The organism is Labrenzia sp. PHM005, from assembly GCF_006517275.1.
Taxonomy (GTDB): Bacteria; Pseudomonadota; Alphaproteobacteria; order Rhizobiales; family Stappiaceae; genus Roseibium.
In genome coordinates this window covers 4,796,563-4,817,646 of sequence record NZ_CP041191.1, presented here as the reverse complement: position 1 = coordinate 4,817,646, position 21,084 = coordinate 4,796,563, and the positions used below count along the sequence as shown (strand labels likewise).

Here is a 21,084-nt window from a genome sequence, read left to right as displayed (position 1 = left end):
AAGAACTTCGAATTTGAAGGGGCGGTGGGAGCCGCCCCTCTTTGGTCCTCAGTCTACCGACAGGGCCATGTCGAGCAACTCTTGGCCGCCCGGTGTTTGTTCGATGAAGGCCTTGTAGGACGTTTCCTGAGCGAGCGCGCGCCAGGCATCAAACTCTTCTTGGCTCATTTGAGCAATCTCGACACCGTTTTCGGCAAAGACGTCTGCAGAAGCTGCATCCTGTTTTTTCGCTTCTTCCAGATAGAAAGCTTCGGCCTTGGCAGCGCCTGCTTCAAGAGCTGCCTTCTGGGCATCGGTCAAGCCCTCATAGGTGGACTTGTTCATCAACAGTGGCTGGTACATGAACCAGAGCGCAAAGTCGCTGGCTGGTGTGTAGCATTTGACCTGCTCGTAGATCCGGTAGCTGACGAATGACGAGGACGAGGTGTTGGCGGCAGTCAAAACGCCGGTCTGCATCGCATTGTAGATTTCAGACGAAGCCATGGATGCAATCGACGCACCAGCGCCTGCGAGCATCTGTTCAAAGGCCTTTCCAGCCGCACGGGTCTGCTGGCCTTTCACGTCTTCCGGTGCGGTAATGCATTTGTCCTTGCCGACAAAACCGCCTGCCAGATAGCCGTGCACCAGAACCATGACATCATCGCCGGCCATGATTTCTTCGATTTTGCCCATAAACGGGCTCTCATTGAGGCGGGCAGCGTGATCGTGGTTCTTCACCAGACCCGGCATCAAGGTGAGGTTATAGGCCGGTTGCTGACCACCAGCATAGCTCAGCGGAAACACGGTCATATCCAGCTGGCCACGGCTCAAAGGTTTGTACTGTTCCCGTGGTTTAAACAGCGATTTTGACGGGAAAATCTTGATTTCCAGATCCACGTCTGCCGCGGCCACCTCATTGGCGACGATTTCAGCCACCTTGTGGCGGACATCGCTGGTGGACCATTGGTGAGACAGGCGGAGTTCAGTTGCATTGGCGGTAAAGGCGCTGCCGAGCAAAGCGGCTGCAGCAGCCGTGGTCGTCAGTTTGATGTTCATTGTTTTCCTCCCAAGGAGCGCTGAGTGAGGTGCGCTCGGCAGACATGTTTGCATCGAATGTATTTTTCGTCAAACTTTTTGTATACAAGAATGAAATAATTGTGTTTCTGTTAGATGTGTGATACCTGCAAAGAATGGAACGAAAACGCGCCGAACTGATTGCCGACGAACTGGAAAGCCTAATTTTTCAAGGGCATTACAAAGACGGTGCGCGGTTGGATGAAGTTCAACTGGCTGAAAAATTCGAAGTATCTAGGACCCCAATCCGGGAAGCCCTTCAGCGGCTGTCCTTGTCAGGCTTGGTCGAGCAGATCCCGCGCCGCGGGGTTTTTGTCCGCCAGCCGGGGCCGGTAGAACTCCTTGAAATGTTCGAAGTGATGGCTGAGCTGGAAGCGGCCAGCGCGCGCCTTGCTGCCACTCGGATCACCGATGAAGCACTCGCCGAACTCCATGCGGCAAACGCCCGCTGTGAAGAGGCCGTCGCAGCGCAGGACTATGATGGCTACTACCAGGAAAATGCGGGGTTCCATGCGATGCTCTATCGCCAATCCGGAAATAGTTTTTTAGAACAAGAGTGTCTCCGGCTTTACCGGAGGCTGCAGCCATTCCGAAGGGTTCAGCTGCGCTTGCGAGGGCGTTTGAAGCAGTCAATGTCGGAACACAAAATGGTTGTTGCCGCGCTGGAAGAGGGTGATGGCGCCAAGGCCGCCGACGTGATCCGGGCCCATGTGGCGGTTCAGGGCGAAAAATTCCATCACCTGATGGCCAGCCTCAAACAGGTTGCCGAATAGCGGAAACTTCTTGGTGTTCGGAATTGATTTGAGCTAGACCGGTTTAATTCCTGGCAATGAGGGATCCAGGTTTTTGAAAAAGACCGGCGGGCGACAAGCGTAATTTCCATGAATGATCAAGCCGAAGTTCCGTCGAAACACGCAGACAACGAGGACACCAAGACATTCGTCTTTGAGATTTTTGTTCAACCTGGGTTTTTGGATCTTGAACTTTCAGCTGTCATAACAGTTTTGCGCACGGCCAACGACGTACTGAACTCTGACCGGTTTTCCTGGCAAATCACGTCTGATGAGCCGGGGCTGGTGAGCAGCAGTTCCGGACTGATGGCCCGGGCAGACCCGGCGATCAGCGACCAGTATTTGCGCGATTGTCTGATTGTTGTTGCTGGCCGGTCAAGTTCGCCCCAGGCTTGGATTGCCCGTTTGCGCGCAATGCAAAAGCTGCAGCGGCGCGTTGTTCTGCTCTCAGATGCGTCTCGAGAATACGTCAGAGCAGTCAAGAATCTCAGCGACCCCACAACAGCGCATTGGCGTGACGTGTCGTTGCTGCGCGAAATCGGCTCTTATCCGATGCTGACCGATCAGCTTGCGGAATTGAATGGCAGCGTGCTCACCTGTGCCGGCCATGGTCATACACTCGAAGCCATGATCGGGGTCTTGGCAGACCAGCTTGGCCGAAGAGAGTGCGCTGAAATCGCCAGCCTGCTGGTCCTTGATGAGGTCCGGGGGTTTTCAAAAGACCAGCCAAAGGGGAGCAGTTACAACCCCAACTATTTCGAGAAACGGCTGCAAAACTCGCTCCGGCTGATGGAAACCAACATCGAGCAGCCGTTGCGCTTAGGAAATCTGGCCAAGGAAGTGGGCCTCTCAACACGGCATTTGGAACGGCTGTTCACGGTCTACTTCAACACGACCCCGGCAAAGCTTTACAAAAAGATCCGCTTGAAGAAAGCGCACACGCTGGTCGTTGACACACGCATGCCGCAAATCGAGATCGCACTTTCCTGCGGATTTTCGACCGCGGCTTCTTTTTCTCAAGCCTACAAAGCCCAATACGGCGAAACCCCAACCCAGCGCCGCAAGCGGAGCGGTTGAGGGGAAGTTGAAAAAAAACCGGCACGAGGCCGGTGAGTTTCAGTCAGTGCACGTGGCCCCATCAGCCACAGGTCAACTATGATAGTATCAGATGAAACTATTGTGACGCCTTGTTTAATTGATTTGGAGCCAAGCAAATGACCGCATTTATTGTTGGCAGGATGGCCATTCACAATCGTGACTGGATGGAGGAGTATTTCGCTAAAGTTCCGGCATTGATCGAAGCCAATGGCGGCGAGTTCCTTGTAAAAGGCGGCGAACCAGAAGTGCTTGAAGGCGATGAAACCACACCTGATGCAGCATTTGTTATTCGGTTTCCAAGCCGGGACGCTGCCTTGGCTTTTTGGAATTCCGACGAGTTTGCACCGCTTGTTAAGCTGCGTCAGACCGGCTCGACCTTACAAGCTCACCTATATGCAGGATTGGAAGAAGTTTTGTGAAGTAGAGGAGGCTGAGGAATCGCGTCGTAACCTCCCGACCCCGAAAGCAAAAAGGCGGCTTGTTGGGCCGCCTTTCCAGTTCTTGAACCATTCAACAAATGCCGGTTATTCGGCAGCGTCTTTCAACGCCAACTTGGCGTCGATGTCGGCAGCATCATGGCGTTCATCCAGTTGCTCATAGTCTTCGCCCCAGGTCTTGTTGACCATGCGGCCGCGGACGGCCGCCGGGCGGGCGTCAATTTTCTCGGCCCAGGCAACGAGGTTCTTGTACTCATGCACCGATAGGAATTCGGCTGCGTTGTAGAGCCGCCCAAGGACCAAGCCGCCGTACCACGGCCAGATCGCCATATCGGCGATGGAGTAGTTTTCACCGGCGATAAATGGACGCTCGGCAAGCGCTTTGTCGAGCACATCCAGCTGGCGTTTGGTTTCCATAGAAAAACGGTCGATCGGGTATTGGAATTTCTCCGGCGCGTAGGCGTAAAAATGGCCGAAGCCGCCGCCGAGATAGGGCGCAGAGCCCATCTGCCAGAATAGCCAGTTCAAGGTCTCCGTGCGTTCCGGGCCCTCGGCGGGCAGGAACTCGCCGAATTTTTCGGCCAGATACATCAGGATCGACGCCGATTCGAAAACGCGGGTCGGGGTCGCTGTGCTGTGATCGACCAGAGCCGGGATCTTTGAATTCGGGTTGGCGCCGACAAAACCGCTACCAAACTGATCGCCATCACCGATCTTGATCAGCCAGGCGTCATAGTCCGCCCCTTTGTGGCCCAAGGCCAGCAATTCTTCCAGCATCAAGGTGACCTTGACGCCGTTCGGCGTAGCCAGGGAATAGAGCTGCAATGGGTGTTTGCCGACCGGAAGGTCCTTTTCGTGGGTCGCACCAGAAATCGGCCGGTTGATGCTGGCAAACTGACCGCCGCTTGGCTGTTCCCAGGTCCAGACTTTTGGCGGGGTGTAGGAGGGGGTATCGTTCATTTGTCAGCAACTCCGGATCTGTTTTGCCCTACGCATGACGGGACATTCGCCGCCGTCATGAATTATTCATCGCATTATTGCGATCAGATAGGTCGGTTTTGGCATATTGCAACGCCATTTCCTAGAATCTGCATGGAAATCGTACCTTGGGCAAAGCCGATCGTACGCTGGGCGAAGTCCTGACCGGACTGGAAAACTGTGTTTGGCAGAGCAAGAAGGATATCAAGGAGCTGCAGGCGGGACTGCAAAAACGGCTTCAGAACCTGAACGTTAGCTGAACAACTTCTCCGTACTGGTGCCCAATTTGCTTGGCATGGTCTGCTTCAGATTTGAGAGAGCGCCAGACAAAAGGGGGAGCCCGATGCGCCTGAAAACAATTGCAGCCGCTGTGTGTTTGCTGACGATGCCTGCACAAGCCAGCAGTCTTTATGTGAAATACGATATTTCTCTGACGGGCCTAAAGATCGGAGAGGGGGCCTTGTCGGTCGATTTGAATGACAAGACGTATCGCCTTCATGGCCAAGGCAACATGGCAGCCTTCGGCAATTTCGTCTCCGATGGCTCAGGCAGCGTGCACGCCACCGGTTCCGTTTCTCCGGCTGGCCTCTTGCCTGCCTCCTTCACTATGCAGGCGGAAGAAGAGGGCAAGCCGAACACAGTCACCATGACCATGGCCAAGGGCTCCGTAACCGGGCGGCAAATTCATCCGGCGCAGGACCGAATGAATGAACGGGTCAAGGTGACCGAAGCGCATAAGCGCGGCGTTATCGACCCTTTAAGCGCAGTCCTGTTTCCAGCTCCCAGAGGTCTTCACCGGGATAGCTGCAACCGCACCGTTGCGATTTACGATGGACGGGACCGGTATGATGTCGTTCTATCTTACAAGGCAAAATACCAGATGACGGGTCGCGGCAAACGGTATTCCGGGGGCGTGCTTGCGTGCAAAGCCCGCTACAGGCCAATTTCAGGTCACCGGCCAAACCGTAAGACGATCCAGCAACTTGCCGCCAACAAAACAATGGAAGTCCACCTGGCCGAAGTTCCCGGAAAACCGTATCTTTTGCTCTACAAAGCCAGCCTGATGACCCCGGTCGGTCCGCTGAACGTTCAAAATGTGAAGTTTAAGAAGATGAATTGATAGGAAAGCTGTTTATCCTCTGTGCCTATGGTGAATGCTGGCAATCTTGAAAACATTAGCGACAAGTGTCATATTTTTAGTGACATGTGACGCACGGAGGTTTCATCATGACTGCAGTCGCCGAGAAAAGAGATATGACCGCTCAAGAGGCGCCGGTGTTGCTGGAAAATGACGCAACCCGCGCCTACCGGTTGTTGGGCGGGCGCAAGATTATGAAACGTCCGGTCAACGATTCGCTGGATGCGCATGACATCATCGTTCAAGGCCTCCCCGCTAAATCACTGTTGCACCTGGTCGAAGGGGTGCATGTTTTGTCGACTGGCGATGTGCTCAACAAGGCGATCGGTATCAGTATCCGCACCTTGCAACGCCGGAAGTCGGATACAAAACAAAAGCTGCTGTCGACGGAACAGAGCAGCCGGGCCTGGCGCTTTGCCGGGATTATAGCGCAGGCAACAGACATCATGGGAAGCCAGGAAGCCGCTGAGGCGTGGATCTTGGAGCCCGCGATCGGGCTCAACAACCGCAGGCCGATTGATCTTCTTGAAACGGCCGCAGGCGCCGAAGCTGTCGGGAACTATCTGACGCGTATGGAATATGGGGTCTATACGTGACGCCACTTCCAGCGCCGCTTGGATCCGGCGAACTCCGGTTCTGGCGGTTGGACCAGGAACGGCATTCGCGCAGCTGGAACAAAGGTGAGGGCGCCTACCGGGTCGGCGGGCGCTGGAACTCGAAAGGAATTCGGGCTGTCTACGCGTCGGTGGATCCGTCAACGGCGATCATGGAAGTTGCTGTCCATAAGGGCTTCAAGGTCTTGGACACGGCCCCCCATGTCATGACGTCGGCACGGGTGATCGACCTTACCAAGGTTCATGTCGTCTATCCGGGAGATATACCGAACCCCAATTGGCTGGTCCCGGGAAGTCATGGTCCGGGTCAGAAGGCTTTTGGGGATCAGCTTCTGAGGGAGCACGTGTTTACTCTGGTTCCCTCAACCGTGTCGCGGCATAGCTGGAACTTGATGTTCGATGCCGACCGGGCAACCGGCCACTTTGAGGATGTTCGCCAAGAGCGCTTTGCCCTCGACCCGCGCCTGCATACGTAAGCCCGCGCAGAATATTTTCCGTTGCTAAACAAGTACTTAGCAAAAGGGCCGGAAGATCCGGCCCTTGGTGTTTTTATTGATCAAACCCGGACCACGTAGACCGAGCATTTCGAGTGGCGCACCACCCGGGCAGCGTTGGGTCCGAGCAGGAACTCGCGCAGCTGCGGTTTGTGGGCGCCGATGACGATCAGATCCGCTTTTGTTTGGTCTGCCACCGTCAGGATCTCCTCATAGATGGATCCGGTGGTGACCACATGGCGGATTTTTTCGTTCCGGCCTTCGCCCACCACACTGCCAACCATTTCCTTGAGCGAGTTTTGTGTGTCGGTCACCAGCTGGTTCTGAAAGTTTTCGTCGAAGTAGGAACCCACCAGCGTCAGGCCGACATTCGGCACAACGGTGATGACGTCCAGTTGCGCATCGTCCAGCTCAGCGAGCCGGGCAGCTGTCTGTAAGACTTCCCGGTCTTCTGGATGGGTGATGTCAACAGCACAGAGGACGGTCTTGATCATGCCAGCGCTCCTTCTTGTTCTTCTTTGCGGCTTGCCCGTGCTCTTGGGAGCTGCAGCAGATAGATCAGTCCGAGAAGCAACAGGCCGGGAATGTAGATGAGTTCCTTCGGCATCTGAGGCATTTCGATCTGGGCAGACTTAATGACAACGGGATCATCGCCATAGAAGTCGAAGTTGCCGAGTTTTTCAAAATACGGCGTGCCAGGGAAAGGCTCATCCAGTTTCACAACGCCGTCTTCGACGAGAACCGTGAGACCGGCTGCCGACAAGCGAGCATCACCATCGGCTTCGCTGCCGACGGTCAGCTCAAAAGTCGTTTCGGCCTTGGACCCTGTGTCAAAGTCCGGTCCGGAAACGGTGACCCGCACTTGATCTCCCGAAGGTGCTTCGCCAACTGTCTGGACGAAATTCGCCGGTTCGATCATTTCATACGGAGGCTGGATCCGGTTCATGAAGAAGTCCGGACGGAACAGGATGAAGGCGACCAATACCAGAGCAATGCTCTCGTAGATGCGGGACCGGGTCATGAAATAACCCATGGTTCCGGCGGTGAACGCCAATATGGCTATCGTTGCCATGATGAACACCAAGATGCCCTGGCCCCATCCCACATCGATCAACAGAAGGTCTGTGTTGAAGATGAAGACAAACGGTAGCGCAACGGTTCTCAGCGAATAGAAGAACGCTGTGAAGCCGGTCTTGATGGCATCACCGCCCGACACCGCTGCCGCGGCGAAGGAGGCAAGACCCACAGGCGGTGTCACGTCCGCCATGATGCCGAAGTAGAAGACGAACAGGTGAACGGCAATCAGCGGCACGATCAGGCCGGATTGCGCGCCGAGTTCAACAACCACACCGGCCATCAGCGAGGACACAACGATGTAGTTCGCTGTTGTCGGCAGGCCCATGCCCAGGACGAGGGACAGAAGACCGACAAATGCCAACATCAGGACCAGATTGCCGCCGGAGACCAGTTCAACGAGGTCCGCCATAACCTGGCCGATACCGGTCAGGGTCACGGTGCCTACAATGATGCCGGCGGTGGCGGTTGCCAGACCGATGCCGATCATGTTGCGGGCGCCGTCGATCATGCCTTTGGCAAGGTCGTTGATGCCTTCTTTGAACTCCTCGACCATCTCGTTTTCACCGCGGAAGATCGCCTTGATCGGCCGCTGGGTGAGCAGGATGACAAAGAGCAGCATGGTCGCCCAGAAGGCGGACAGGCCCGGAGATTTCTGTTCGATCATCAGGAAGTAAACCAGAACGATGATCGGCAGCAGGTAATAAAGGCCGCATTTGTAAATGTCAGCGATTTCCGGAAGCACAATGTCTTTGGCATTCGGATCGTCCGGGTGCAGGTCTTCGACGCTAGCAGCCATTTTCAGAAGTGCCACGTAAGCGACAAAAACCAGGACTGCGAGGATCCAGCTGGCACCATCCGGCACAAGGGCTGTAATCCAACCAATCGGGAATTTGATGCCGTAACACAGCGCTGCAAATCCGGCGAAGAAGAAGAACATGCCTAGGATTGTGCGCAGCGTAGAAACGGTCTTATGGCCGATGGTCGGCATGTTCCGCTTCACCGCTTCCAAGTGCACGATGTAGACCAGCGCGATGTAGGAGATGACCGCCGGCAGGAAGGCATGGGTGATCACTTCGACATAGGAGATGCCGACGTATTCTACCATCAGGAAGGCGGCGGCGCCCATAACCGGTGGCATGATCTGGCCATTCACCGATGAGGCAACTTCAACAGATCCCGCTTGTTCTGAGCTGAAACCGACCCGTTTCATCAGCGGAATGGTGAAAGTGCCTGTGGTGACCACGTTGGCGATGGAGGAGCCGGAGATGAGGCCGGTTGCTGCAGAACCGACAACAGCAGCCTTCGCCGGTCCGCCCTTCAAGTGGCCAAGTGCGGCAAATGCCATCTTGATGAAGTAGTTGCCTGCGCCGGCCTTATCGAGCAGAGCGCCAAAGAGAACAAACAGGAAGACGAATTTGGTCGAGACGCCAAGGGCGATGCCGAAGACCCCTTCGGATGTAATCCACATGTGGCTCATCGCCTTTTGCAGCGATGCGCCTTTCCAGCGCATGACTTCAGGCACCCATTGGGACGAGCCGAAGAAGACATAAAGCAGGAAGATCGTTGCAACCACGGCCATTGCCGGACCGAGTGTCCGGCGCGCAGCTTCAAACAGGATGATGATGCCTGCGAGCGCGAACCATTTGTCCGTGTGATCTGCCAAACCGCCGTTGTTGACGATCTTGTCGTAGAAGAACAGACCATAAAGCGCCATGAAAGTCCCAGCGAGGGCCAGCGCCCAGTCTTGCAACGGAATGTGATGGCGCGGGCTGCTTTTCAGCGCGGGGTAAGCCATGAACGCCAGGAAGATGGCGAAGGCGAGGTGAACCTGACGGCTGTTGTTGATGAGGTCGCTGGGTAGAACATAGTTCGAGAGTGGAGATGCCAGAAGGACCTGAAATGCGGACCAGATGAGTGCGATAGATGCGAGAAAAAGGCCTATGGCACCGGCCGGATTACGTGACCCTGAATCGGACGCGGCGACCAATTCCTGAAGTTCTTCTTCAGACAGGCCGCTTGATCCGGCTTTCCTGTCCGATTGATAGTCTTCAGACATCGAATGTTCCCCCGTTTGCCGGCTCCCCGTTTCGCCGGTGCGATGGTTTTCTTGCGGTCCCGCACGCCAAAGCGCATTGGACTAGGAAGGTGTTTTGTTAGCAGCCCGGTCAAATATTGTTTGTATCGCGACCGGCAGAGAAAAAGCCCGGGGGAATGCCCCCGGGCCCGTATTCAAAGCGTGGATTAGTTCACCCAGCCTTTTTCTTTGTAGTACTTGGCAGCGCCCGGATGCAGCGGAGCAGACAGACCGTCCTGAGCCATTTCTTCCGGCTTCAGGTTGGCGAATGCAGGATGCAGCTTCTTGAAGGCGTCAAAGTTTTCAAAGACGGACTTTACAAGAGTGTAAACAGTGTCTTCAGAAACTTTTGCAGACGTCACGAAGGTTGCGCCCACACCAAAGGTGCCGGTGTCGCTGTCGTTGCCGCGGTACATTCCGCCCGGAATGGTCGCGGTGCGGTAGTAGCTGTTGTCTGCAACCAGCTTATCGACGGCTGCGCCATCAACAGTGACCAGAACAGAGTCACAAGCTGTGGTGGCTTCCTGGATGGAACCAGACGGGTGGCCAACGGTGTAAACCATGGCATCGATCTGGTTGTCACACAGAGCAGCAGACTGTTCAGCAGCTTTCAACTCGGTTGCGAGTTCAAAGTCGTCGGTGGTCCAGCCCATGCCTTCCATGAGAACTTCCATGGTGCCGCGCTGACCGGAACCCGGGTTGCCGATGTTGACGCGCTTGCCTTTCAGATCGGCAAAGTTCTTCACGCCGGAATCGGCGCGAGCCACAACTGTGAACGGCTCCGGGTGTACGGAGAACACAGCGCGCAGGTCTTCAAACGCACCTTTGTCTTCGAACTTGGAGGTGCCTTTGTAAGCGTGGTACTGCCAGTCAGACTGAGCCACGCCGAATTCCAGCTCACCTTCACGGATGGTGTTGATGTTGTAGACAGAGCCGCCGGTGGATTCCACCGAGCAGCGGATGCCGTGTTCTTTGCGGCCTTTGTTGACCAAACGGCAGATCGCACCACCGGTCGGGTAATAAACACCGGTGACACCGCCGGTGCCGATGGTGATGAATTCTTCCGCGGAGGCGGCGCCGGTAAAGGCGATGCTGGTCGCAAGAACAGCACCGGCAAGGTTCAGTTTCATCATCATTTGACTAGGCTTCCCTCTATTTTCAATTATCGATCCAGAGCGGCACAACCACCCTAGACATTTTCAAGTTCATCGAGCAAGCGATTGTGCTTGTCGACATTCTGGATCCGGGCTTCCGCCTCGGAACCGGCTCGCGCGACCAGCATGCCCGTGATGGTTTCAATGAGCACGAGCGTGGCCGCGTAAGATGAGAAAAAGTGTGGACTTTCAGTGCGTTGAATGAAGTGAAAGTCGGCGAATTGCAATCCCGGAAACGCATGGCTGTCGGTCAGGACGATGACTTTCGCACCGTTTTCTGCTGCCAGCTCGGCCGCCCTGACTGAGCGGTGCGCATAGGGGTGTTTTGAAACGATCACGATGCAATCGTCTGATGTGAGGCTGGCGAGCGAGCCTCCGAGAGACGCGCCGTTGCGTCCGGCGACGATCCACCGGTCATCGAACCAGTTTGCCAGATAGGCGAAATAATCGGCAAATCCGGCCGAAGCGAGTGAGCCGACAACAACCTTCTTGCGGGCCTTGGATAGACATTCGACCACCCGTTCCAGAGTGTCCTGATCGATGTCGTCTGCCAGAGCCTTGATATTGTCGGCACAGGCGGCCGCCTGGCGTGGCAGAAGAGGTAGGTCAGCTTCGTTTTGAAGCTGGCGGGCCTTATCCTGAAAACTGCTGCCCCTCTGGCTCAGCTCCAGCCGCGCTTGTTCGCGTAAAGTTTCGTAGTCGGAAAAGCCCAATGCCCGGGCGAGGCGCGTGTAGCTGGCCGGTGATACACCGCTGGCCGCAGCGATGGCGCGGAGGCTGCGCGTCGCAATTTCCAGTTGATTATCAGCGAGATAGTCCGCAGCCGTGCGCAGTGTATCACTGAGATCAGCGTAATTCGCCGAGATGGCGGCTCGGATCTGTGGCGGCGGTGTGGATGTCATCGCCGTACTGTTTCATTTGTTTTTTACAATGTCAATTTCTGAAACAATTGTTTCGATACATCGAAAATTTGCCAAGGATATTGCTGTTGCCAGTTATTCCCGGAAACCGCCCCTTGACCGGTCGCAAAGAACCGGAGATGGAGGAGACATAAGATCGGAGGCGGGCATGATTCCCATAGATGTTCTAGGTGTGTTTTTTGTAGCTGCCATAGCGCTTGGGCTGGCGCCTGGGCCGGACAATATCTTTGTGCTCACCCAATCTGCGCTTTATGGGCGTCTTGCAGGTCTCATTGTGACTTTGGGGCTTTGCACAGGTTTGATCGTGCACACTGTCGCCGTTGCGTTGGGTGTCGCTGCAATTTTTCAAACGTCGGCTTTGGCGTTTACTGCGCTCAAATTCGCTGGGGCGGCCTATTTGATCTATCTGGCTGTTCAGGCGTTCCGCGCCGGAAGCAGCAAAATAAACGGCAATGACAGTCCGGAGCTTTCCCTGACCGCGCTTTACCGGCGCGGCATTATCATGAATGTCACCAACCCGAAGGTTGCCATCTTCTTTCTGGCTTTCCTGCCGCAGTTTGCTGATCCGGCACGCGGCTCAGTTCCGGGTCAGATCCTGATATTTGGCGGCCTTTTCATCGTTGCAACGATCCTGGTATTTGGCGGGGTCGCATTAGGCGGCGGATTGCTGGGCGCCTTTCTGAAGCGCTCGCCAAAAGCACAAGTATGGCTCAACCGGATGGCCGGGATTGTCTTTGTCGGGTTGGCCGCGCGGTTGGCGGTTGCTGAAAGGTGAGCCCTCGCCAATGACGGCAAGGGCTCTTTCTTCCATAGGGCTGTTACTCAGCCGTTAGGGTGTAGACCGAAAAGTGTCTTTTCGGATCTGTGTCGATGTCTTGAACCTGCCAGCCGCCGTCTTCGGCAATCGCTGTGAAGGCGTCTTCTGAATACTTGTGGGAGTTTTCCGTGTGGATGGTCTCACCTTCTTCTAAGGTCAAGGTTTGCTCGGCCACGGTAACTTTTTGATCCGACAGGCTTTCCAGATGCATCTCGATCCGGCTTTTTGACCTGTTCCAGACCGCTTTATGGCGGAAGGCGCTGAGGTTGAAGTTGGCGCCGATCTCGCGGTTGATCCGCTGCAGAAGGTTCTGGTTGAACGCTGCCGTGACACCGGTCTTATCGTCATAGGCTTCAATCAGGGTGTCTTCGTCCTTCGGCCGGTCAACACCGACCAGCATGGTCGCGCCGGGCATGGCCTTTTTGATGTTCGCCAGCAGGTTTGACGCTTCCTCTTTTTCAAAGTTGCCAATGGTTGAGCCTGGAAAGAACACCAGAACCGGGAGTTCCGGCAGAAGCGGCAACTGGCCAAGTGGTTCGGTGAAGTCGGCTGTCACCGGGATGACCGCAAGCGACGGATAGGCCCTGCGCACCCGGTCAGCAGCTTCTTTTAAGTGGTTGGCGGAAATATCGACCGGCATATAGACCGAGAGGTCATGGAAAGTGCCAAGAAGCAGATTGGTCTTGCGGCTGGAGCCGCTGCCGAGCTCCACCATGGCGCCGCGCGCACCTTGGATTCGGGCGTATTTCTGCTTGTTTTTCTCCAAAATACTCAGTTCGGTGCGGGTCGGGTAATAGACGTCCAGCTCGGTGATCGCCTCAAAGAGATGCGAGCCGACATCGTCATAAAGCCATTTGCTGCTGATGGTTTTGCGGGCGGCGGTCAGACCCGCCAGGATCTCAGTCTTGAATGCTGGAGATGTGATTTCAGGTTTTACGTGTTTGGTCATCGGTCGCCCGCCAGTCTGAGGCCCAGCATTTGCCAGCGCTGGTGCGGATAAAAGAAGGTTCGGTAAGAGGCGCGCATCTGCGCTTTGGGCGTGGCACAGGAGCCCCCGCGCAAGACCATCTGGTTCACCATGAATTTGCCGTTGTATTCGCCAATGGCGCCGTCTGGCGGCCGGAAACCCGGGTAGGGGGAAAAGGCGCTGGAGGTCCATTGCCAGACGTCGCCCCACAGGCTGTTCGTCCGCCCAACCGGCGCAAAAGTGTTATTTTCCAAAAAGTTGCCGGTAATGGCTGTCCGGGATGCGGCATGCTCCCATTCCGCTTCGGTCGGCAGCCGGTGACCGGCCCAGCGTGCATAGGCATCGGCCTCATAATAGCTGACATGGACGGCGGGTGCGGACAGATCGACCGGGCGCGGGCCTTGAAGCGAAAAACTCCACCACTCACCGTCCTGTTGCCACCAATAGAGGGGGCAATCCCAGTCGTTTTTCTCCCGGACAGCCCAGCCCTCCATCAGCCACAGGGCCTGGTTTTCATAACCGCCGTCTTCCATGAAAGCGAGCCAGTCGCCGTTGGTGACCAGCCTGTCGGCGAGCTTGTAGGGATTGAGCCAGACCTTGTGGCGCGGGCCTTCGCAGTCATAGGCAAATCCTTGCCCGCTGTGGCCGATTTCGATGAGGCCGCCGTCATGGCAGGTCCAACCGTGCTCCGCGACGGCGGCAACCGGCGCCAGTTTGGCCGGGGCATAGGCGGGCAGCAGCGGATTGAAGGAAAGGGCATGCAGGAAATCGGTGACCAGCAGCTCCTGATGCTGCATCTCGTGATGGCAGCCAAGGGTGATCAGGTCTTCAATTTCCAGCACGGATTTGGAAAAGGCCTGACGGGCGAGGCCGTCCTGAAGCGCTTCTTCCACATGCGCCCGATAGCTTAAGACTTCCGGTACAGACGGGCGGGACAGAAGTCCGCGTTTGGAGCGGGTGTGCCGCGGGCCGGCCTGGACATAATAGGAGTTAAAGAGAACGGCGAAGCGGTCATCGGCCGACTGATAGCCAGGCAAATAGGGTTTCAGAATAAATTCTTCAAAAAACCATGTCGTATGAGCCAGATGCCACTTCGGCGGGCTGGCATCTTCCATCGACTGAAGGCCCATGTCTTCCGGGGTGAGCGGGTCGGTCAAGGCCAACGTCCGGGCCCGCACCTGATCAAAAAAATCAGAGGCCGGAAGACCCGGATCATCGGTCACGAGCGGGGTGTCTAAGAGTGTCATTTTCTCCCTCCACAAGAGAACCAGCCGGAGCGCTCCCGGCTGGCCGGTTGTGCCGCCAAGCGGGTTGAACGTAAGTGGAGAGATGGCATTTCCAAGTCGGAGGAATGCACCAGCACCGTGCAAAAATGCACTGGATCAGCTTCGGTAACGTCAAGTGTTACCAAATTCTGGTTTGTGGAGAAAAGTCACCATTTGTCGAATTTGAAGAGTAAAAACACCAAGTAATTGACTTTATGAGGGAAATAGTGGTGCCTTGCCGTCTTTCGCCGAGACGATATCGCGAATTCTGTCAGGGAATTGTCGCCCTGACAGGAGGTGACAGGAGACAGACAACTTCGGTTCACAGACGCGTGAGGCGAGGATTGTCGTCGTAGCTGCCCCCAAAATCCTGGTCAGTACCTTCCCATTGCTGCCCCCAAAACCAACTCTTGAAATATTAGGTCGTTTGTCCTAATTTCAAAAAATAGGTCAAGCGTCCTAATGGGTGTTGGGCCATGCAGCGGCCCGGATCTTGATGCCGGACCAGGGCTGGATCTGTCGGTTCGGACATGAAGGGAAACTGATAAATGGCGGGCAAACAGACGCGCCGGCAAATCATCGAGGCGGCCGATCAGCTGTTTTACGAGGGTGGCTTCGGTGACACGTCTTTCGCCGACATTGCGGCGGCCGTGAAAATCTCGCGCGGCAATTTCTATTATCACTTCAAGACCAAGGACGAGATCCTGGACGCGGTGATTGAAAAACGCCTGGCGGACCGTGAGGTCTTGCTGGCCAAGTGGGACGAAACGGCGGCCGATCCGAAAGACCGCATCGCTTGTTTCATCAAAATCGTCATCACCAATCAAACGAAAATCATGGCCTACGGCTGTCCGGTCGGTACGCTGACCGCGGAACTTGCAAAACTAGATCATCCGGCAAAGCAGAAAGCCAACGGGATCCTGGCGCTGTTCCGGGACTGGCTGACCCGTCAGTTCGAAGCCTTGGGCAGTAAGGACAAGGCACAAGATCATGCGCTGCATGTCCTGAGCTGGAGCCAGGGCGTCGCAACGCTGGCGCAAGCCTTTCAGGACGAAGCGTTTGTCAAACGGGAAGTCGAAAAGATTCTGGCTTGGCTGGATCTAAATGTTCAACCCGCTGCCCAACCACACTGAATTTAATGAGATAAACGAAAGGAGAGATAATGTTTGTCGTCACATTGAAATTTGCAGACAACAAGGCCCGGGCAGGGGAATTGATAGACGGGCACAAGGCTTGGATCCAGCAAGGCTTCGACAACGGCCTGTTTCTCATGGTTGGCAGCCTGCCGCCCAATCAGGGCGGCGGTATTTTGGCGCACAACGCAACGCGTGCCGATCTGGAAGCCTTTGTTCAAAAGGATCCGTTTGTTGCCGAACAGGTTGTCACGGCCGAAATACTGGAAATCACACCTGCGCGCCTCGATGACCGGCTGGAATTCTTGGCAGCTTAAGCCGGGCAAACTAGATCAAAAAAACGCCGGCAAACTAGCCGGCGTTTTTGGTTTTTGAAAAAGTCCGAAAACTTACTGAACCCGTGGGAACAGGGCGTCGATCTCGCCGAGTTCGGTGCCGCCTGCCAGCTTGTCGAGTTCCGGCTTCCAGGGGCTTGCTGCCTCCGGAGCGTTGAGCATACCGAGAGCCCGGTTGGCGGAGCCTGGGATCACCTGCAAAAGCGCCTCAAACAGGATCCGCTGACAGTCCAGCGTGACATAAAGCACGGTCGCGCAGCGCTCGCGGGTGTCTTCATTCTTGAAGAGCGACCACGGCGCCTGCTGGTCGATGTATTCGTTCATGGCCACCGCGCCATCGACGATCGACTGCGTAGCAGCTGGAATGTCCTGCAGGTTTATCCAGCCGGAGAAGGCCGTTGCGGCCTCAACAACAGTTTTGCGCAGCGCCTCGTCTTCCGCAGTTAGCGCACCCGGCACAGGCACCTTGCCGTCAAAGTTCTTGTTGGAGAACTTGGCGACGCGGGACAGCAGATTGCCGATCTTGTTGCCGAGTTCGGAATTGTAGGTCTGCGTGATCAGGTCGACCGAAATCTGGCTGTCGCTGTCGGCGCGCATGTGACGGGCCAGATACCAGCGCAGGGCATCGAAGCCGAGCTTGTCCATCACTTCGATCGGATCGACCACATTGCCGATGGATTTCGACATTTTCACGCCGCCGGCACCCACCCAGTGGCTATGTACGGTCAGTTTTTTTGGCAGCGGCAGGTCTGCGGCCATCAGCATCAACGGCCAATAGACGCCATGCGGCTTCAAAATGTCCTTGCCGATCATGTGTTCACACTCGGCCCACCAGTCCTGGTAGCCATCTTCCGGCCAGCCGATGTTGGTCAGGTAGTTGGCCAGCGCGTCGAACCAGACATAGGTCACGAAGTCCGGATCAAACGGCAAATCAACGCCGAGGGTCACGCGGGTCTTCGGCCGGGAGATACACAGATCCTCCAGCGGCTCGGCCAGCATCTGCTTCAGCTCGTTCTTGAACGGCTCGGGCTGCACAAAGTCCGGATTTTCGTCGATGTGCTTCAGAAGCTTCTCGCGGAACGGTTCCATCTTCAGGAAATAGTTGGTCTCGTCCGTCTGCTCGACCTTCATGGTCGGGTGCAGCGGGCACTGGCCGTCTTCGGTGAGGTCGCTCTCTTTTTTGAACTCCTCGCAGCCCTTGCAGTAGGTGCCGGTGTACTGTTTCTTGACGATCAGGCCCTTGTCGAAGATGCGTTGTTCCATGTCTGCAACAGCCGTCTTGTGGCCGTCGCGGCTGGTGCGCACGAAATAATCGAATTCCACGCCGAGCTGCTCAAAAACATCCCGGAATTCCTTGCAACGCATGTCGAGATAGTCGGTGACCGGCATGCCGAGAGCTTCTGCCGCTTCCTGGTTCTTCTGGCCGTGTTCGTCGACACCGGTGGACAGCATCATCTCAACCCCCAGCGCCTGCCGGTTCCGCTTCAGGATGTCGGCCATGATCGAGGTGAAGGCGTGGCCGATATGCGGGGAACCGTTGACGTAATAGATCGGAGTGGTGATGTAGCTTTTCATCAACATGCTTTCGAAATTTCTGGGCAGGGGCCGGGACGCCTGTGTTCTCAGGATCAGCCAGAAAATCTGCCGTGAAGAGGTGAAAGCTATATTTCACACTCAACGTCCCAAGAAAAGCCCTTGTGGCGCGAAAGCATGGGCGCAGGTGTAAACAACAAGGAAACGTTGGACGATCACTTATGGTAGCACGTAACACAGTCGTCATCCCCGGCTTGATCGGGGATCCATGCCGCTTCCTTTCCAATCAGACAGCAGTGGGTGTTGCCTGAAAATGGAATGGATTACCCGGACAGGCCGGGTAATGACGGAGTTTGGGGAGCGCCCCCAATCAACCAAATCCCACCCAGGACAAAGAGCGCCAGGAAGATCGTTTGGGTGACCACCATCCAGATGGCAGGGCCGCCGACTTCCAGGAGTTTGGGGATCGAGGTTTTCATGCCGACGGCTGCGATCGCCGCCAATAGCGCCCAGCGGGAGACCTGACTGGCGGCATCTTTGGCCATCTCCGGGATCAGGCCAAAGGAATTGAACGTTGCCAGGATCAGAAAGGCAATAACAAACGCCGGCATCAGCGGCGGGCGGGCTGCATCAGGTGCCGACCCTTTCCGCAGGATAAGCGCCGCCACCAGAACGATCGGAGCCAAAAGCGTGACGCGGATCAGCTTGACCAAGGTTGAGAGGTCGCCGGTTTCTTCGGAAATCGAAAAACCTGCGCCAACCACTTGAGCAACATCATGAATTGTGCCGCCCAAAAAGACGCCGGTTTCATCGGTGGTCAATCCTAGGGAACCGGTCAGGATCGGGTAGAAGATCATGGCAAGCGTGGAGAGCACCGTTACCGTGATCACGGTAAAGGCAAGGTCGCGCTCAGCATGCTCGCGTTTGGGCAGAATGGAACCGATCGCCATGGCCGCCGAAGCCCCGCAGATTGCGACGGCCCCGCCGGACAGGAAAGAAAACAACCGGTCCTTGCCAAAGAGGTTGCCGATCAAAAGCGAAAAGCCAATCGTTGCCAGGACACCAGCAATCACAAGGGCCAGAAACGGCAAGCCAAGCGCTTCCACCATATCCACGCTGATCCGCACACCCAGAAGCGCGACGCCGATCCGCAGCAAGGTTCTGGCTGAAAAGGCAATGCCTTCGGCCGTCTTTTGTTCCTCGGACAGGAAGTTCAGCGGCATGCCCAAGAGGATGGCCATCAGCATGGCCGGGGCGCCGTAATGTTCGTTGAGGAACTGCGCGGAAATTGCCACCAGGCCGGCAATCGCTATGCCCGGGAACAACTGATTGGCCCGGTCCTTCAATGGTTCCACCATTTTGTTCTTGTCCTTATTGTGGAGTGTCGACCGGCAGGCCGCTGGGAACCTTATCTGGAACGCCAAAGGGCGGTGTTGTCACAGAGGCTGTGCCGGTGAGGGCCCTGAGGAAGGCCACGAGATCAGAAATTTCGGGATCGGTCAGAGACATCGGGTCGACATCGCGGAACCGGGCCTGGCGGGCCATTTCCCGTTTATCACGCCAGACGACAAAATCAATCGGCGCGAGCCAGGGCGCATCTGGAAGCGCCGCCACGTCCGGTTGCCAGTTAGCCAGCATGCCATCGGGGTCAAGGTGATGGCGGATAATGCCGTCCAGCGTCGGATAGGCGCCGTTGTGACCATAAGGGGCGGTCAGCTCGACATTGCGCAGCATTGGCGTACGAAAACGGTAGGCATCGTCCAGTGCATCACTTTCTCCCATGCGTCCGACATCGCGAACCATCGGATCAAAACGCCGCGTCCGTCCGGGGCCGAAGGGCGGGAGGCCGAGGGCATGAAATTTCTGGTCACTCATCAGCGGGCCGGAATGGCAGGCAGCGCATCCGGCCTTGCCATAAAAGAGATCCAGACCTCGTTTTTGCGGTGAGGTGAGGGCGGCTTTATTCCCCGAAAGATAGTGATCGAAGGGGCTGTCAAAACTCTGCCATTCAATTGCCTGGAACGCCGCGAGTGCGTTGGCGATCTCGACGATTGTCACCTCTTCAGCGGATTCAATATGCGCGAAAGCGTCGATAAACATTTGACCGTATTCAGGAATTATCCGAACCCGTTTGGCAAGGATCGGCCAGGCCGCATCAATCCGGTCATGGACCGCCCCGGCAATTTCGTTTTCTTTCGGATTGCCGGACATCTCGAATTGGGCCACCAGCGGGAATACCGCCTGCGCGGCAAGCAGAGAATTGAAGCCGGTCGGCAACCATTCTTCCGCAGGTGAATTAAAACCGTTTTCGTAAGTCTCGGCGATGGAAAGCCGGCCATCATGAAACAGGGTATGAAGATCTTTTGCGCCCAAATTCCAAAGCGCTGGCGCGTTTCTCGGAATCCGTTTCTTAATCCGGCTGGCGCCGTCTCCGGCTGTTCTTTTGGGCCCCAAACCAACCCCGCCTTCCCCAATGCCGAGGGACAGGCCGTCGCCTGTGCCAAACTTTGGATGATGGCAGGTCGCACACGCAATATTCCTGTTCCCGGACAGGATCTTGTCGTAAAATAACAGCTGACCGAGCGCCGCTTGTTTGTGGTCAAAAACCAGAAAATCGTCTTGGGTCAGCGGAGCAGGTAAACTTGCAGAAAGTGCTGGCGAAACCGCAAGGCACACCAGAGGGATGGACCAGACCTTATGAAGCAAACCGCCAAAGCCGCGATTGTCGCTCTTTCGCTTGCCGTGAGCCCGTTGTGTCTTCCGGCTCAAGCTGAAATCGAAGCTGCGCGCGACCTGATGGAAGCCGGGAAATTTGAAGAGGCGATGAAGGAACTGTGGCCGGCCGCCCGGTCCGGCAATGCGGACGCCGAGGAGCTGATCGGCGTCATGTACGCCATGGGCCTTGGAGTTGAGCGCGACGACCAACGGGCGTTTGAGTGGTACTTGAGAAGTTCCCTGAAGGGGCATCCGGGTGCGCAGTCCGGCATCGGCTGGTATTACGAGATTGGTCGCGGCATGCCGGCGCCCGATCTGGTCCGGGCATATATGTGGTACACGCTGTCGGCCATTGGCGGTGATCCGGACGCTGCGATTTCCCTGGAGGAAGTCGTTAAGAAGATGACCAAGGAAGAGATTGAAAAAGCGCATGTTCTTGTCGCCGATTACAAGGTCTGGATGTACCCGTTCCGTTGATTTTTGATTAGGGG

22 protein-coding genes are annotated in these 21,084 nt (G+C 56.1%); 11 read left to right on the top strand and 11 right to left on the bottom strand.

What is annotated here, in order from left to right; genetic code table 11:
* Window positions 1–48: 48 nt before the first annotated feature.
* A complete protein-coding gene (dctP, locus tag FJ695_RS21795) occupies window positions 49–1,035 on the bottom strand; it encodes a TRAP transporter substrate-binding protein DctP (protein ID WP_141187401.1) in 987 nt (328 codons plus the stop codon).
* 134 nt (window positions 1,036–1,169) lie between these two features.
* Here dctP and FJ695_RS21790 point away from each other — a divergent pair, with 134 nt between their 5' ends.
* The 3 genes from FJ695_RS21790 to FJ695_RS21780 all read left to right on the top strand — a co-directional run bounded on the left by FJ695_RS21790 (window position 1,170) and on the right by FJ695_RS21780 (window position 3,361).
* Window positions 1,170–1,826: a GntR family transcriptional regulator gene (locus FJ695_RS21790; RefSeq protein WP_141187400.1), complete on the top strand. Its 657-nt coding sequence runs from the start codon at window positions 1,170–1,172 to the stop codon at window positions 1,824–1,826.
* Window positions 1,827–1,934: 108 nt separating this feature from the next.
* A complete protein-coding gene (locus FJ695_RS21785) occupies window positions 1,935–2,921 on the top strand; it encodes a GlxA family transcriptional regulator (RefSeq protein WP_141187399.1) in 987 nt (328 codons plus the stop codon).
* A gap of 137 nt (window positions 2,922–3,058) precedes the next feature.
* Entirely contained in the window at window positions 3,059–3,361 is a 303-nt protein-coding gene (locus tag FJ695_RS21780) for a DUF1330 domain-containing protein (protein WP_141187398.1), read from the top strand.
* A gap of 105 nt (window positions 3,362–3,466) precedes the next feature.
* On the opposite strand, the gene yghU is transcribed toward FJ695_RS21780, so the two are convergent.
* Complete coding sequence (gene yghU / locus FJ695_RS21775) at window positions 3,467–4,339, bottom strand: glutathione-dependent disulfide-bond oxidoreductase (RefSeq protein WP_141187397.1); 873 nt, start codon at window positions 4,337–4,339, stop codon at window positions 3,467–3,469.
* Between the two features lie 146 nt (window positions 4,340–4,485).
* Here yghU and FJ695_RS28425 point away from each other — a divergent pair, with 146 nt between their 5' ends.
* The 4 genes from FJ695_RS28425 (at window position 4,486) to FJ695_RS21760 (ending at window position 6,585) form a co-directional block, all read left to right on the top strand.
* Window positions 4,486–4,617: a hypothetical protein gene (locus FJ695_RS28425; RefSeq protein WP_256370132.1), complete on the top strand. Its 132-nt coding sequence runs from the start codon at window positions 4,486–4,488 to the stop codon at window positions 4,615–4,617.
* Between the two features lie 83 nt (window positions 4,618–4,700).
* Window positions 4,701–5,477, top strand: coding sequence for a DUF3108 domain-containing protein (locus FJ695_RS21770; RefSeq protein ID WP_141187396.1), 777 nt, complete (start codon window positions 4,701–4,703; stop codon window positions 5,475–5,477).
* 107 nt (window positions 5,478–5,584) lie between these two features.
* Window positions 5,585–6,091: an antitoxin Xre/MbcA/ParS toxin-binding domain-containing protein gene (locus FJ695_RS21765; protein ID WP_141187395.1), complete on the top strand. Its 507-nt coding sequence runs from the start codon at window positions 5,585–5,587 to the stop codon at window positions 6,089–6,091.
* Complete coding sequence (locus FJ695_RS21760) at window positions 6,088–6,585, top strand: RES family NAD+ phosphorylase (RefSeq protein WP_141187394.1); 498 nt, start codon at window positions 6,088–6,090, stop codon at window positions 6,583–6,585. Before FJ695_RS21765 ends, FJ695_RS21760 begins: the two co-directional genes overlap by 4 nt.
* Before the next feature lie 80 nt (window positions 6,586–6,665).
* On the opposite strand, the gene FJ695_RS21755 is transcribed toward FJ695_RS21760, so the two are convergent.
* The 4 genes from FJ695_RS21755 to FJ695_RS21740 form a co-directional block, all read right to left on the bottom strand.
* A complete protein-coding gene (locus FJ695_RS21755) occupies window positions 6,666–7,097 on the bottom strand; it encodes a universal stress protein (protein WP_141187393.1) in 432 nt (143 codons plus the stop codon).
* Window positions 7,094–9,736: a TRAP transporter permease gene (locus FJ695_RS21750; protein WP_141187392.1), complete on the bottom strand. Its 2,643-nt coding sequence runs from the start codon at window positions 9,734–9,736 to the stop codon at window positions 7,094–7,096. The genes FJ695_RS21755 and FJ695_RS21750 overlap by 4 nt, the downstream gene beginning before the upstream one ends.
* 185 nt (window positions 9,737–9,921) lie before the next feature.
* Window positions 9,922–10,890, bottom strand: a complete 969-nt coding sequence (locus tag FJ695_RS21745) for a TAXI family TRAP transporter solute-binding subunit (protein WP_371708796.1) — start codon at window positions 10,888–10,890, stop codon at window positions 9,922–9,924.
* A gap of 53 nt (window positions 10,891–10,943) precedes the next feature.
* Window positions 10,944–11,810, bottom strand: a complete 867-nt coding sequence (locus FJ695_RS21740) for a MurR/RpiR family transcriptional regulator (RefSeq protein ID WP_141187391.1) — start codon at window positions 11,808–11,810, stop codon at window positions 10,944–10,946.
* A gap of 166 nt (window positions 11,811–11,976) precedes the next feature.
* Here FJ695_RS21740 and FJ695_RS21735 point away from each other — a divergent pair, with 166 nt between their 5' ends.
* Window positions 11,977–12,603 carry a LysE family translocator gene (locus FJ695_RS21735; protein ID WP_141187390.1) on the top strand — a complete coding sequence of 209 codons (627 nt, stop codon included), beginning with the start codon at window positions 11,977–11,979 and terminating at the stop codon, window positions 12,601–12,603.
* Between the two features lie 43 nt (window positions 12,604–12,646).
* Here the strand turns inward: FJ695_RS21735 and egtD are convergent, their stop codons facing one another.
* Both egtD and egtB read right to left on the bottom strand, forming a co-directional pair.
* A complete protein-coding gene (egtD, locus tag FJ695_RS21730; protein WP_141187389.1) occupies window positions 12,647–13,594 on the bottom strand; it encodes an L-histidine N(alpha)-methyltransferase in 948 nt (315 codons plus the stop codon).
* Window positions 13,591–14,859, bottom strand: coding sequence for an ergothioneine biosynthesis protein EgtB (gene egtB / locus FJ695_RS21725; protein ID WP_141187388.1), 1,269 nt, complete (start codon window positions 14,857–14,859; stop codon window positions 13,591–13,593). Before egtB ends, egtD begins: the two co-directional genes overlap by 4 nt.
* Window positions 14,860–15,425: 566 nt before the next feature.
* Here egtB and FJ695_RS21720 point away from each other — a divergent pair.
* Window positions 15,426–16,010 carry a TetR/AcrR family transcriptional regulator gene (locus FJ695_RS21720; protein ID WP_141187387.1) on the top strand — a complete coding sequence of 195 codons (585 nt, stop codon included), beginning with the start codon at window positions 15,426–15,428 and terminating at the stop codon, window positions 16,008–16,010.
* Window positions 16,011–16,039: 29 nt separating this feature from the next.
* Window positions 16,040–16,327: a YciI family protein gene (locus FJ695_RS21715; RefSeq protein WP_141187386.1), complete on the top strand. Its 288-nt coding sequence runs from the start codon at window positions 16,040–16,042 to the stop codon at window positions 16,325–16,327.
* A gap of 72 nt (window positions 16,328–16,399) precedes the next feature.
* Here FJ695_RS21715 and metG read toward each other — a convergent pair whose 3' ends face one another.
* The 3 genes from metG to FJ695_RS21700 form a co-directional block, all read right to left on the bottom strand.
* On the bottom strand, window positions 16,400–17,920 hold the full coding sequence (metG, locus tag FJ695_RS21710; protein ID WP_209010769.1) for a methionine--tRNA ligase: 1,521 nt from the start codon (window positions 17,918–17,920) through the stop codon (window positions 16,400–16,402).
* A gap of 281 nt (window positions 17,921–18,201) precedes the next feature.
* On the bottom strand, window positions 18,202–19,236 hold the full coding sequence (locus FJ695_RS21705) for a YeiH family protein (RefSeq protein WP_141187384.1): 1,035 nt from the start codon (window positions 19,234–19,236) through the stop codon (window positions 18,202–18,204).
* A gap of 13 nt (window positions 19,237–19,249) precedes the next feature.
* Window positions 19,250–20,584: a cytochrome-c peroxidase gene (locus tag FJ695_RS21700; RefSeq protein ID WP_209010768.1), complete on the bottom strand. Its 1,335-nt coding sequence runs from the start codon at window positions 20,582–20,584 to the stop codon at window positions 19,250–19,252.
* Between FJ695_RS21700 and FJ695_RS21695 the strand changes: the two genes are divergently transcribed.
* Window positions 20,576–21,070, top strand: a complete 495-nt coding sequence (locus FJ695_RS21695; RefSeq protein WP_209010767.1) for a tetratricopeptide repeat protein — start codon at window positions 20,576–20,578, stop codon at window positions 21,068–21,070. The genes FJ695_RS21700 and FJ695_RS21695 overlap by 9 nt on opposite strands.
* Window positions 21,071–21,084 lie beyond the last annotated feature (14 nt).